The following is a 12,499-nucleotide window of genomic DNA, read 5'->3' as shown; positions in this document are numbered from 1 at the left end:
AAGAAAAGAAAAATGAACAAGCAACCCGCCAATTCCCTGCGCCAGGGGCCCGACGAGAACGGCAAGTTCGGCATTTTCGGCGGACGGTTCGTCGCCGAAACGCTGATGCCGCTCATCCTCGACCTCGAAAAATCGTACCGCGCCGCGCAAGAGGACCCCGAATTCCTTGCGGAAATGGACGATCTGCGCACCCATTTCGCGGGCCGTCCCTCCCCGCTTTATTTCGCCGAGCGCATGAGCGCGGAACTGGGCGGCGCGCGCATCTATTTCAAGCGCGAGGATTTGAATCATACCGGCTCGCACAAGCTCAACAACTGCCTCGGCCAGATCCTTTTGGCCAAACGCATGGGCAAGACGCGCATCATCGCCGAAACGGGGGCCGGGCAGCACGGGGTGGCGACCGCCACGGTCTGTGCGCGGTTCGGGCTGCCCTGCACGATCTTCATGGGCGCCACCGACGTCGAACGCCAGATGCCCAACGTCTTGCGCATGAAGATGCTGGGCGCCGAGGTGCGGCCCGTCACCGCCGGTGCGGGCACCCTCAAGGACGCCATGAACGAGGCGCTGCGCGACTGGGTGACCAATGTGGACACCACCTATTACCTGATCGGCACCGCCGCCGGGCCCCATCCCTATCCCGAAATGGTCAGGGACTTCCAGAAGGTGATCGGAGAGGAAATCCGCACCCAGATCATGGAGATGGAAGGCCGTCTGCCCGACGCGCTGGTCGCCTGTATCGGGGGCGGCTCCAACGCCATCGGCACCTTCCACGACTTTCTCGACGAGCCGGGCGTCAGGATTTTCGGCGCGGAAGCGGCTGGGTACGGGCTCGATGTCGAAAACGGCCACGCCGCCTCGATGGCCGGCGGGCGTCCGGGGGTTCTGCACGGCAACCGCACCTATCTCCTCCAGGACGAGGACGGGCAGATTCTCGAGGGCCATTCGATTTCCGCCGGGCTCGACTATCCCGGCGTCGGCCCCGAACACGCTTTCCTGCGCGATACCGGCCGCGTCTCCTATGTACCGGTCACCGACCAGCAGGCGCTCGACGCCTTCATGGCCTGCACCAAGTTCGAGGGCATCATCCCCGCGCTTGAAAGCGCGCACGGGCTTGCTCATGTGATGGAACTGGCCCCTGCCATGAAGCCCGACGAGGTGATCGTCCTGTGCCTGTCGGGCCGTGGCGACAAGGACGTGGAATCGGTCGGCAGGCAGCTCGGCATGACGCTCTGAGCCTGATGGGCACCGTAAGGGCGCTCGCGCGGCCGGGTGCGATCTGTTGGCTATGTTTCGCGGTTAAGCAGAGGACAAAATGGAGCGGGTGAAGGGAATCGAACCCTCGTCGTAAGCTTGGGAAGCTTCTGCTCTACCATTGAGCTACACCCGCATCCTTAAGGACCAGAGCAGGCCGGAAAATGATCCGGCAGCATCCGGTGCCATCGCTCGCTTCTAGCTGCAATTGTGCCGCCGGGCAAGGCCATTGGCAGTTGCGCCGCTTTGAAATTCGGCGGACGACCTGCCGCTTTTCTGCCTGACCTGCGGGAGCGGGGGCAGGCTCGGAAAGCATCTTTTTCCAAAAAAACACAATCGATTTTTGTCAACAAAGTGGCGCTATCAGTTCTTGGGCAGATTTCCCGAATACAAAAAAAGTAATATGTTTAAAATTATGATTCTGATCCGGATGTAAACGGAGACATTCTTTCTTCTCTTATACAGTTGTCTTTCAAGTATTCGTTGATTTGACAGGGAAACCGCACGTTGTTAGCGTCCGCGCCACTATAAACATGGCTGGAGGCATCATTATGCTTTTTAAATCGGGTGGCGTTGCCGCCGCGATGGGTGTTGTCGCACTCGCAGGGACGCTTTTTGCGACCACATCCATACCGGCGCTTGCGCAGGAAACCACTTGCGGCACCGACCGTAACATCGACATCGCCGAAATGACCTGGCCCTCGGCCGCAGCCCTCGCCCATATCCATGCGATGATTCTGGGCGAAGGGTTCGGCTGTAATGTCGAGGTCGTGGCGGGCGATACGGTCCCGACTTCCGCCTCCATGCTCTCGCGCGGCACCCCGGCGCTGGCGCCGGAATTGTGGACCAGCGCCATCGAGGAGCCCTGGGAGCGCGGCATCGAGGAGGGCATCGTCGTCCAGCTTGCCGACGCCATCACCGACGGCACGGTCGAGGGCTGGTTCATCCCCCGCTATACACTGGAAGCGCATCCCGAACTGACCACCGCCGAGGCGGTGATCGAGCATCCGGACCTGTTCCCCGACCCTGAAAACCCCGGCGAGGGCCGGCTTTATTCCTGCCCGCCGGGCTGGGTGTGCGAACTGTCCACTTCGGCGCTGTTCGAGGCGTTCGACATGGAAAACAAGGGCTGGAACCTCTTTTCCCCCGGTTCGGGCGGCGCGCTCGATGCTTCGATTGCAAGGGCCTTCACCCGCGAGGAGCCGATCCTTTTTTACTATTGGGGTCCGACCTCGATCCTTGGCCAGTTCGACGCCGTTCAGCTTGACCTGGGCCCGGTCGATATCGAGGCCTATACCTGCAATACCGACACCGATTGCCGGGAACCGGCCGGTGTGTCGGCCTATCCGTCCTCCCCGGCTGTGATCGGAGCTGCCGCATGGCTGCCCGAGGAGGCGCCCGAGGTTGCGGCCTATCTGGCCAAGGCGGGGCTCACCAATGCCCAGATCAGTTCGCTCCTCGTTTATGGCGAGGAGAACATGGCGGACGCTGCCGAGACGGCCGAGAACTTCCTGCGCACCGAACAGGACCTGTGGACCTCATGGGTCCCCGACGACGTCGCCGAGCGCGTGCTGGCCAGTCTTGGCTGAAGCTGAAAGCCGATAACACTTAATCGCGGCCGGGCCATCGCCCGGTCGCGTTTCCTTTTACGGGCAACAGCACAAGGGATGGCAATGTTTCCCGAACTGATCGATACGCGCCCCCTCCGCCGCGCAGTGGATGACGGGCTCAACTGGGTCGTGCGCAACTGGGGCGGCGAGCTCGAGGCGGCGGCCTATCCTCTTTTGATGTTCCTCAACTGGATCGAGCGCCTGCTGCTGGCAACCCCGTGGTGGCTCATCGTCGCCATCCTCGTGGGGCTGGCGTTCCTCGCCACCCGCAACTGGAAACTGCCCGTCGTGGTGCTGGTGGCGCTCGTGTTCATGGGCATCATGGAGCTCTGGCGCGACGCCATGGTGACGACGGCGCTGATGCTGGCCGCAACGCTGACCGCGATCGTCATTTCCATCCCCATCGGGGTCTGGATGTCGCGCTCGATGCGGGTCCGCCAGATCGTGACCCCGGTGCTCGACCTCATGCAGACCATGCCCAGCTTCGTCTATCTCATTCCCGCCGTCATGATCTTTGGGCCGGGCAAGATCCCGGCGCTGCTCGCCACCATCGTTTATGCCTCCCCGCCCCTGATGCGTCTCACCGATCTGGGGCTGCGCAATGTCGACCCGGCGGTGATGGAAGCCAGCCGTGCCTTTGGTGACACCCCCACCCAGCGTCTGTTCGGCGTTCAGGTGCCGCTTGCGCTCCCCACCATCCTTGCGGGCGTCAACCAGACGACCATGATGGCGCTCGCCATGGTGGTGATCGCCTCGATGATCGGGGCGGGCGGGCTCGGCTATCAGGTGCTGCAGGGCATCGGGCGGCTCGAGGTGAGCCGGGGCCTTTTTGCCGGGCTCGGCATCGTCGTGCTCGCCATCGTTTTCGACCGCATCACGCAAGCCTATGGCAAACGGCTCCAGGAGCGGTTTGGTCTCGGGGAGGTCCGGTAATGGATACCAACGGCACGACAGCAGACCTCGCCATCACCATGCGTGGGGTCACCAAGATTTTTGGGCCCGCCCCCGAAACGGCACTCGCCCTTCTCACAAAAGGCAAGTCCAAGACCGAGGTACAAGCCGAAACCAACCATGTCGTGGGTCTGGACGATGTGAGTCTGGACATCGAACGGGGCCAGATTTTCGTGGTCATGGGGCTTTCGGGATCGGGAAAATCCACCCTCATCCGCCACGTCAACCGCCTGATCGACCCGACTGCCGGCAAGATCGTCGTCAATGGCGAGGACGTGCTCTCGATGAGCCTTGACCAGTTGCGCACCTTCCGGCGCACCTCGATCGCCATGGTGTTCCAGAAATTCGGGCTGCTCCCGCACCGCTCGGTGCTCAGCAATGTCGCCTATGGCCTTGAGATTCGGGGCGTCGGGAAAGCCGAGCGGCTGGAGCGGGCAGCCCATTGGGTCGAGGTGGTGGGGCTGTCGGGCTATGAACGATCGCGCCCCCGCCAGCTTTCCGGTGGCCAGCAGCAGCGCGTGGGGCTCGCCCGGGCGCTGGCCATGGACACCGACATATTGTTGATGGACGAGGCGTTTTCCGCCCTCGATCCGCTGATCCGTTCCGGCATGCAGGAACAGTTGATCGAGCTGCAGTCCTCGCTCAACAAGACCATCCTGTTTATCACCCATGATTTCGACGAGGCGCTCAAGATCGGCAACCGTATCGCGGTGCTCAAGGATGGCGCGGTGCAGCAGGTCGGCAAGCCCGAGGAAATCGTGCTCAACCCGGCCAACGCCCATATCGAGGAGTTCGTGCGCGACGTGAACAAGGCCCGTGCCATCCACGTGCGCACCATCATGGAAAAGGGTGCGTTCGAGCCTTGCGAGCACACCGTCCCCATGGATGCCCGCTGCGAGGACGTGCTGCCCTGGTTCGCCGAACACCAATGGGTCGGCGTCACCAATGCCGATGGCGGCCAGATCGGCCGCGTGAGCGCGAGACAGGTGATCCGGGCGCTGGCGAAATATTCGCCGGATGTGGCCGATCCGGTCTGAGATGGGCAAGCTTTTTTAGCCGGCATCGCTGCCCCTTCTCCCGACCCATTCCCACGGGGCAGAGCTATCGCATATGGATTTGCGTGCGTGGCTTCACCCCTCCCCATCAAGGGGAGGGTGTTTCCTTTTCCTTGGCTGTCTCCCTACGCACAAGGCCAGCACCTCCCCCTTTGTGGGGGAGGATGGGAGGGGGGATTCGGCGGCAGCCGAACCATATGCGATATAACAACCCCACGCCGGGGTGAGGGGGCCAACGATGCCGGAAACGCGCCTCAACCCTCAGCCGGAAACGCCCTGAAATGCTTTGAAAGCTTGAGGCTCTGGGCCTGATAGTTGGACCCCAGCGCGGTGCCGTAAAGCTCGGCGGGCCGCTCGGCCATCTTTTCATAAAGCAGCCGCCCCACGGTCTGGCCGTGGCCCAAAAGAAACGGCACCTCGCGGCTCCGCACTTCCAGCACGGCGCGCGAGCCCTCCCCGCCCGCCGCCGAATGGCCGAAGCCGGGATCGAAGAACCCGGCGTAATGGACGCGGAACTCACCCACCAAAGGATCGAACGGCACCATCTCGGCGGCGTAGTCGGGGGGCACGTGAACACTCTCGCGTGAAACGAGGATATAGAACTCGTCGGGATCGAGGATCAGCTCGTTGTCGCCGCGATTATAGAGCGGCTCCCAGTAGTCGAGCACATCGAGCGCGTCCTTCCTGTCCACATCGACCACCGCCGTGTGGCGCTTGGAGCGGAACCCGATCAGCCCGCCGCGCCCGTCGCCCTTGAGATCGATGGATAGTGCCACGCCCTCGCCCACATCCATGTTGGGGTCGAAAACCAGCGTTTCCTTCTTGTGCAGCGCCTTGTGCTGGGCGATCGAGAGGCGCGGATTTCCCGAGCGGAACCGCATCTGGGACAGCCGCGAGCCGGTCCTTACCAGCACCGGGAAGGTACGCGGCGAGATTTCGATATAAAGCGGGCCCTTATAACCGGCCGCCACCGTATCGAAGCTGCGCGCGCCGTCGGTGATGACGCGGGTGAAGATATCGAGCCGTCCGGTCGAGCTCTTGGGGTTGGCGGCCGCCGCCACCTCTTTGGGCAGGTCGAGGCTTTCGAGCAGCGGGACGATATAGACGCAGCCGCGCTCGAGCACCGCCCCCTTGGTGAGATCGATTTCGTGCAGCTTTAGGTTTTCCACCCGCTCGGCCACCGTCTTTTCGGGACCGGGCAGAAAGCTCGAGCGCACGCGCAGCGCCTTTTCGCCCAGCCGCAGGTCAAGGCTTGCGGGCTGGACCTGATCGGCGTCGAACTTCTTGCCCGAAGCAATGGCGCCGGTCCTCGCGAGTGCCTTGATGAGCCGCGCCGAAAAAATCCCCTGTGGCCACGCTTCGCTCATCCTCACCCGCTCCTTTTCCTCGCGCATGCCAAACTCCGTATGTCACCCCGGGATTTATTCCCGGGGCCCAGCGCGGAACCACCAACGCGCTCAGTGTATGCCGCTGCCGCTATTCTGGATTCCGGCAATGAATGCCGGAATGATATTGGAGAGAGCAGCAATATCGTCTGGTTCAGGCTTATCAACCGGGGCGATTGACGCCAAGCCGCATTTGGGTCTAACAACATCGCTGTCCGCAGCTTTTAGGCTCCGGCGAGGTGGTGATTTGGCCGGTCCGATTGCAGGCCACCTTAAAACAAGCTGCTAAAGAGACCCGTTTTCCGCCGGCCGCGATCGCACGCGTGCCGGTTTTTTCGTTTCGAGGTGGCCCATGCCCAAGGAAAAGAACCCGCTTTACGACCACAGGCGCCGCAAGGCGCAGACCATGCTGGTTCACGGCGGTATGGAGCGCAGCCAGTACGGAGAAACCTCCGAGGCCATCTTTTTCAATTCCGGCTTTGTCTATCCCACTTCCGAAGGCGCCGAAGCGCGCTTTGACGGCACCGAGCCCGGCCACATCTATTCGCGCTTTTCAAACCCCACCGTCGAGACGTTCCAGACGCGCGCCGCGCTGCTCGAAGGAGCCGAGGCGGCGCGCGGCACGGCCTCGGGCATGGCCGCCGTCACGACGGCTGTGCTCAGCCAGGTGCGGGCCGGCGATCATGCGGTTGCCGCCCGGGCGCTGTTTGGCGGGTGCCGCTACGTGATGGAAGACTATCTGCCGCGCTGGGGCGTTGAAACGACGCTCGTCGATGGCCGCGACCCGGAAAATTTCACCCGCGCCATGCGGCCCAACACAAAGCTGGTGTTCGTCGAAACCCCGACCAATCCAACGCTCGATCTGGTGGATCTGAGGGCCGTCGCCGATATCGCACACGCCCATGGTGCGGTGCTCGTCGTCGATAACGTCTTTGCCACCCCCATCTGGCAAAAGCCGCTCGAACTGGGCGCCGATCTCGTCGTTTATTCGGCGACCAAGCATATGGACGGGCAGGGACGCGCGCTGGGCGGGGTCATCCTTGGCCGCAGGGAGCTGATCGAGGGCGATATCCACACCATCATCCGCCAGACCGGACCCTCCATGTCCCCGTTCAACGCCTGGGTGCTGCTCAAGAGCCTTGAAACCCTGCCACTCCGCGTCAAGGCGATGACCGATGGCGCGGCCAGACTGGCCGATTTTTTTGCCAGCCACCCCAAAATCGAGCACATAAGCTATCCCTTCCACCCCAGCCATCCCCAGCACGAACTGGCGAGGCGCCAGATGGGCGGCGGCTCGACGCTGATCGCCCTCACGGTAAAGGGCGGCAAGGAGGCGGCGTTCCGGATGGCCGACGCGCTGGCGATCGTTGCGATCTCCAACAATCTGGGCGACGCCAAATCGATCATCTCCCACCCCGCAACCACCACCCACCAGCGTTTTTCGGACGATGCAAAGGCCGAAATGGGCATCAGCGCGGGCCTGCTGCGCCTGTCGGTGGGGCTGGAAGATCCCGACGACCTCATCGCCGACTTCACCTACGCGCTCGACGAGGCATAGGGCGCGGCCTTTTCGCCAAGCGCTACACCTGCCCGTCGTCGGGAGTGTGTACCGAGGTTTTCCATCGCCTTCCTCTCCCTTGAGGGCAGGGCCAACGTATATGCTTCGGCTTACGCCGAATCTCCCCTCCCAACCTCCCCCACAAGGGGGGAGGTGCTGGCCTTGTGCGTAGGGGAGCAGCCAAGCCAAGGAAACACCCTCCCCTTGATGGGGAGGGTGGGGGAGGGGTGAGGCCACACACGCAAATCCATCTGCGATAGCACTCCCTCAAGAGGGAGGGAGCGAAAGAGCCGGAGCGCGCGCCTTCTCTCAAAAGTCCAAGTAAACGCTCCCCGTCATTGCCCGCTTTATCCGGGCAACCCGGCCTAAACCCTGCCGGATAGCGAGGGGGAACTCGATCAGCGCTTCTTGCGCTCGACCTGGTGATAGGCGCGGCGGGCGTGGAACTCGCAGTAGGGCTTGCCCTCTTCCGCATTGCGGCCGCAGAAATGGAACTCGCTCGACATGGGATCGCCGATCGGCCACTTGCAGGTCTTTTCGGAAAGCTGGAGCAGGGAAATGCGCTCCTCGGGCGGGATGTAAAGCTCGGTGGCTCGGGTCTGCACCTCGGCCACCGTCTCGGTTTCAAGTTCGGTGTCGATCTTGAGGGCGGTGGCGCCCACTACCGGTGCGGCGCTGGTACGGCGCTGGCTCACCGCGCTGACGCTGGCGCGCGCGGCCGGCCCTGCACCCGATGAGGGTCGGCGAGGCGGCGCTGCGCGCGGCGCCTTGGGGCGCGAGGCGACATTGGCGGGCTTGGCGCGGGCCGAAAGTTTGAGCCTGTGCACCTTGCCGATCACCGCGTTGCGCGTTACCCCGCCACTCAACTCCCCGGCGATCTGGCTGGCGCTCAGGCCTTCCATCCAGAGTTTCTTGAGAAGGGCTACGCGTTCGTCGGTCCAGGTCATGATCGATAAGGCTCCCAAGCTGAATGACGATTCAGAGTCCGATCCCGTGCCGCGAGACGCGTCCGCGGGCCGAGATACTAGGTCTCGTAGAGTGATTGGGGTCCGCACACGAGATATCGTGCTCCCAATGGCGGCCATCCTACACAAGCGGTGGAATCGCTTGCAAGAGAGCCAAGCGAGTTTCCCAAGATAATCCCCGTGCAATTGCGAACGGGGATGGAAATCGGGGAAAGCTGTTGCACGCGGCACACAGCCCGCCCTCCCCGCAATGGCTAGCAGCAGATTGTGGCCAGTGTGAGTCCAGACCCGCCGGGAGGGCCGGAAACAGGGCATTCTCGCACGCTCCATCATTGACTTTTCTGGCGTCCGGGATCATAAGCGGACAAGGAAAAGCGCGTGTCTGGACCGATTGGCCGGGCGCGTTTTTCGTTTTGGGGATATCCCTTTCGTCACGACGACACCAATTCGAGAAGGTAGCATTCAGCATGTCTGCGCTCTACGGCACGTATGCCCGGTCCGAACTCGCCTTTGTGCGGGGCGAGGGCATGCGATTGTACACCGCGGACGGCACGGCCTATCTCGATTTCAACGCGGGGATCGCGGTCAACGCGCTCGGCCATGGCGATCCGCACCTTGTCGAGACCATCAAGGCCCAGGCCGAAAAGCTCTGGCACGTCTCCAATATCTACGTGATCCCCGAGCAGGAACGGCTGGCCCGGCGGCTGGCCGAGGCGACCTTTGCCGACAAGGTGTTCTTCACCAATTCGGGCGCCGAGGCGCTCGAATGCGCCATCAAGACCGCGCGGCGCTATTTCTGGGACAAGGGGGAAACGGAACGGGTCGATATCATCGGCTTTGCCGGTTCCTTCCACGGGCGCACCACCGCGACCATCGCGGCGGCGGGCAACGCCTCCTATACGGAGGGTTTTGGCCCCATGCCCGGCTACAAGCATATCGAGCCGGGCGATCTGAAACGTGTCGAGGCGGCGATCGACGAGAAGACCGCCGCGATCCTTATCGAGCCGGTGCAGGGCGAGGGCGGGGTCACGGCGTTCTCCGACGCCTACCTCCAGGGGCTGCGTGCGCTCGCCGACAGGCACGGCATCCTCCTGATCTTCGACGAGGTCCAGTGCGGCTATGGCCGGACGGGCAAGTTCTTTGCCTTTGAGTGGGCCGGGGTCACCCCCGACATCATGGCGGTCGCCAAGGCCATCGGCAACGGCTTCCCGCTCGGGGCCTGCCTTGCCACCGAAGAGGTCGCCAGATGCATGGTGCCGGGCACGCATGGCTCGACCTATGGCGGCAATCCCTTGGCCTGCGCGGTGGGCAATGCCGTTCTCGACCGCGTGCTCGCGCCGGGCTTTTTCGAGCATGTCGAGGCCATGGGCAAGGTGTTGTCGCGCCATCTTCATCAATTGATGCAGAAATATCCCGGCCTCATCACCGAGGTGCGGGGCAAGGGCCTGATCGCCGGGCTCAAGATCACGCCTCCGGTCCGCGACTTTGTCCAGCGGCTGCGCGATCACAAGCTGCTTGCGGTGGCGGCCAGCGACAATGTCCTGCGCCTTCTGCCGCCCCTGATCGTCACCGAAGCCGAGATCGAGGAAGCGGTGGCGATCCTCTCGGACGCCTTTGCCGAACTCGAGACGGAAAGCGCCAACGCGGCCCAATAAGGCCCGCGTCTTCATTCGACAGCATCGATTTTCAAGGACCAGTCAATCATGACGGGACAGCCAAGACATTTTCTCGATCTCAAGGATTTCTCCCACGACCAGTTGCGGGTCATCCTCGATCTGGCCCACGCCCTCAAGGGCCGGCTGAAGGCCGGGGAACGGCCCGCGCTTTTGAAGGACAAGGTGCTCGCCATGATCTTCGAGCGCCAGTCGACCCGTACCCGCGTCTCGTTCGATGTCGGCATGCGCCAGCTCGGGGGCGAAACGCTGATGCTGACGGGCCAGGAAATGCAGCTCGCCCGCGAGGAAACCATCGAGGATACCGCGCGGGTGATGAGCCGGTATGTCGATGCCATCATGATCCGCATCCTCTCCCACGACGACCTGCTCGATCTCGCGGGCGCCTCGGGCGTGCCGGTCGTCAACGGGCTGACGCGCCGCTCGCACCCCTGCCAGGTGATGGCCGACCTCATGACCTATGAAGAGCATCGCGGGCCGATCGCGGGCAAAAAGATCGCCTGGGTCGGGGACAGCAACAACGTGCTGGCGTCATGGGTTCACGCTACCGCTCTGTTCGGCGCAACGCTCTCGATCGCCTGCCCGAAAGAATACTGGCCCGATCAGGGGCTTTTGTCCGACATCGCGGCAGCGGGAGACGCCGTCTCGCTGGGCACCGACCCGGCCGCCGCCACGAAAGATGCGGATCTCATCATCACCGACACCTGGGTCTCGATGGGCGATACCGACGAGGGTGAGCGCCGCCGCATCTTGAAACCTTACCGGGTCGATCCGAAATTAATGGCCAACGCCAACCCCGAAGCCCTCTTCATGCACTGCCTGCCCGCCCATCGGGGCGACGAGGTTACCGACGAGGTGATCGACGGTCCTCAATCGGTGGTGTTCGATGAGGCCGAAAACCGGCTCCACGTGCAAAAGGCGATCCTTTGCTGGGTCTTCGGGATCGAAACCATCTGAAAGCCCGCGCCCCCACATCCATCGCGGCGCGGCACAAGGAAAATCCATGAGTCAGAGCACCCTCGAACAGTTCGGCCTCAACCGCCCCGAAAGCGGAGACGACGTTGCCGTACCCTTTGCGCTCGAGACGCTGGACAGCCGGGGGCGCGTCGTGCGCCTGGGCGATGCGCTCGATACGATCATTTCGCGCCACGGCTACCCCGAACCGGTCGCCCGTCTTCTGGGCGAGGCAACGACGCTGGCCGCGCTGATCGGCTCCTCGCTCAAATTCGAGGGCCGGTTCATCCTTCAGTCGCGCACCGATGGGCCGGTGAGCCTTCTGGTCGTCGACTTCGACACCCCGGACGGGTTGCGCGCCTATGCGCGCTATGACGCCGAAACCATCGAAAAGGCCGCCGCCGAGGGCCGGGCAAGCCCGGCCGAACTGCTGGGCAAGGGCATTCTGGCGCTGACGGTCGACCAGGGCGTCCACATGGACCGCTATCAGGGGATCGTCGAGTTGGGCGGCGATGACGGGCTCGAAGAGGTCGCCCATACCTATTTTCTCCAGTCCGAGCAGATCCCGACCCGCGTGCGGCTGGCGGTCGCCGAATATTCCGAGCGCGGCACGCCCGGTTCGTGCTGGCGTGCCGGGGGCGTCCTGCTCCAGCACCTGCCCGAAAGCGGGACGCCGCACATGGCCGACCTGCCCGGCGACGGGGATTTCGCCAATGAGCAAACCGCCGATCCCGATTTTGTCGAGGACGATAGCTGGACCGAGGCAAGAGCGCTGCTCGACACCGTGACCGATGCGGAACTGGCCGACCCCGACCTTTCCGCCGAACGGTTGCTGTTCCGCCTCTACCACGAGACGGGGGTGAGGGTCTTCGAGCCCCAGATCCTGCTTGAGCGCTGCACGTGCTCGGCCGAGCGGGTCGAACAGATGATCTATGATTTTACGCCCGAGGACCGGGCCGAAATGGTCGTCGACGGGCAGATCGAGGTGGTGTGCGAGTTCTGCTCGACCCACTATCATTTCAATCCCAACCAGTTCTGAGGCGTTTCAGGTTTAGTCGGAAACAGCCTCTCACTCTCCCCTCGCTTTTCCGGCGAAA

The 12,499-nt window shown here is 63.1% G+C and carries 10 protein-coding genes, 1 tRNA gene and 1 riboswitch; of the genes, 8 read left to right on the top strand and 3 right to left on the bottom strand.

Going from position 1 to position 12,499, the window contains the following annotated elements; translation table 11 throughout:
- Window positions 1–12 precede the first annotated feature (12 nt).
- Window positions 13–1,233, top strand: coding sequence for a tryptophan synthase subunit beta (trpB, locus tag DQG18_RS00955; protein ID WP_116652350.1), 1,221 nt, complete (start codon window positions 13–15; stop codon window positions 1,231–1,233).
- An 80-nt stretch (window positions 1,234–1,313) separates the two neighbouring features.
- Here the strand turns inward: trpB and DQG18_RS00950 are convergent.
- A tRNA-Gly gene (locus tag DQG18_RS00950) sits at window positions 1,314–1,387 on the bottom strand.
- Between the two features lie 415 nt (window positions 1,388–1,802).
- On the opposite strand from DQG18_RS00950, the gene DQG18_RS00945 reads away from it, so the two are divergent.
- From DQG18_RS00945 to DQG18_RS00935, 3 genes are all read left to right on the top strand, one after another.
- Entirely contained in the window at window positions 1,803–2,840 is a 1,038-nt protein-coding gene (locus DQG18_RS00945) for a glycine betaine ABC transporter substrate-binding protein (protein WP_116652773.1), read from the top strand.
- Window positions 2,841–2,924: 84 nt separating this feature from the next.
- Window positions 2,925–3,794, top strand: coding sequence for an ABC transporter permease (locus DQG18_RS00940; RefSeq protein WP_116652772.1), 870 nt, complete (start codon window positions 2,925–2,927; stop codon window positions 3,792–3,794).
- Window positions 3,794–4,849: a quaternary amine ABC transporter ATP-binding protein gene (locus tag DQG18_RS00935; RefSeq protein WP_116652349.1), complete on the top strand. Its 1,056-nt coding sequence runs from the start codon at window positions 3,794–3,796 to the stop codon at window positions 4,847–4,849. Before DQG18_RS00940 ends, DQG18_RS00935 begins: the two co-directional genes overlap by 1 nt.
- A gap of 272 nt (window positions 4,850–5,121) precedes the next feature.
- Here the strand turns inward: DQG18_RS00935 and DQG18_RS00930 are convergent, their stop codons facing one another.
- Window positions 5,122–6,234, bottom strand: a complete 1,113-nt coding sequence (locus DQG18_RS00930) for a 2'-deoxycytidine 5'-triphosphate deaminase (protein ID WP_116652771.1) — start codon at window positions 6,232–6,234, stop codon at window positions 5,122–5,124.
- Between the two features lie 247 nt (window positions 6,235–6,481).
- Window positions 6,482–6,562: riboswitch (SAM riboswitch) on the top strand.
- Window positions 6,563–6,604: 42 nt separating this feature from the next.
- Here DQG18_RS00930 and metZ point away from each other — a divergent pair.
- The gene (gene metZ, locus DQG18_RS00925) at window positions 6,605–7,810 is read left to right on the top strand and encodes an O-succinylhomoserine sulfhydrylase (RefSeq protein ID WP_116652770.1); all 1,206 of its coding nucleotides are present in this window, start codon (window positions 6,605–6,607) and stop codon (window positions 7,808–7,810) included.
- Between the two features lie 398 nt (window positions 7,811–8,208).
- Here metZ and DQG18_RS00920 read toward each other — a convergent pair whose 3' ends face one another.
- Window positions 8,209–8,757, bottom strand: a complete 549-nt coding sequence (locus tag DQG18_RS00920) for a GcrA family cell cycle regulator (RefSeq protein WP_116652348.1) — start codon at window positions 8,755–8,757, stop codon at window positions 8,209–8,211.
- 485 nt (window positions 8,758–9,242) lie between these two features.
- On the opposite strand from DQG18_RS00920, the gene DQG18_RS00915 reads away from it, so the two are divergent.
- Genes DQG18_RS00915 through DQG18_RS00905 form a run of 3 tightly spaced genes read left to right on the top strand, consistent with a single transcriptional unit; the run spans window position 9,243 to window position 12,441 of the window.
- Entirely contained in the window at window positions 9,243–10,430 is a 1,188-nt protein-coding gene (locus DQG18_RS00915) for an aspartate aminotransferase family protein (protein ID WP_116652347.1), read from the top strand.
- 48 nt (window positions 10,431–10,478) lie between these two features.
- Window positions 10,479–11,405, top strand: coding sequence for an ornithine carbamoyltransferase (gene argF, locus DQG18_RS00910; protein WP_116652346.1), 927 nt, complete (start codon window positions 10,479–10,481; stop codon window positions 11,403–11,405).
- A 46-nt stretch (window positions 11,406–11,451) separates the two neighbouring features.
- Window positions 11,452–12,441 (top strand): Hsp33 family molecular chaperone, encoded by a 990-nt coding sequence (locus DQG18_RS00905; protein WP_116652345.1) that lies wholly within the window; start codon window positions 11,452–11,454, stop codon window positions 12,439–12,441.
- The last annotated feature ends 58 nt before the right edge of the window (window positions 12,442–12,499 follow it).

Origin of the sequence: Pelagibacterium sediminicola, from assembly GCF_003390885.1 — a bacterium.
Classification (GTDB): domain Bacteria; phylum Pseudomonadota; class Alphaproteobacteria; order Rhizobiales; family Devosiaceae; genus Pelagibacterium; species Pelagibacterium sediminicola.
The sequence above is the reverse complement of the archived record's forward strand: the minus strand, read 5'-3'. Positions and strand labels throughout refer to the sequence as shown.

What these genes read in the sequence shown, in the direction of transcription:
- trpB (WP_116652350.1), top strand. Translation starts at nt 13, where the DNA reads ATGAACAAGCAACCCGCCAATTCCCTGCGCCAGGGGCCCGACGAGAAC.
- DQG18_RS00945 (WP_116652773.1), top strand. Translation starts at nt 1,803, where the DNA reads ATGCTTTTTAAATCGGGTGGCGTTGCCGCCGCGATGGGTGTTGTCGCA.
- DQG18_RS00940 (WP_116652772.1), top strand. Translation starts at nt 2,925, where the DNA reads ATGTTTCCCGAACTGATCGATACGCGCCCCCTCCGCCGCGCAGTGGAT.
- DQG18_RS00935 (WP_116652349.1), top strand. Translation starts at nt 3,794, where the DNA reads ATGGATACCAACGGCACGACAGCAGACCTCGCCATCACCATGCGTGGG.
- DQG18_RS00930 (WP_116652771.1), bottom strand. Translation starts at nt 6,234, where the DNA reads ATGAGCGAAGCGTGGCCACAGGGGATTTTTTCGGCGCGGCTCATCAAG.
- metZ (WP_116652770.1), top strand. Translation starts at nt 6,605, where the DNA reads ATGCCCAAGGAAAAGAACCCGCTTTACGACCACAGGCGCCGCAAGGCG.
- DQG18_RS00920 (WP_116652348.1), bottom strand. Translation starts at nt 8,757, where the DNA reads ATGACCTGGACCGACGAACGCGTAGCCCTTCTCAAGAAACTCTGGATG.
- DQG18_RS00915 (WP_116652347.1), top strand. Translation starts at nt 9,243, where the DNA reads ATGTCTGCGCTCTACGGCACGTATGCCCGGTCCGAACTCGCCTTTGTG.
- argF (WP_116652346.1), top strand. Translation starts at nt 10,479, where the DNA reads ATGACGGGACAGCCAAGACATTTTCTCGATCTCAAGGATTTCTCCCAC.
- DQG18_RS00905 (WP_116652345.1), top strand. Translation starts at nt 11,452, where the DNA reads ATGAGTCAGAGCACCCTCGAACAGTTCGGCCTCAACCGCCCCGAAAGC.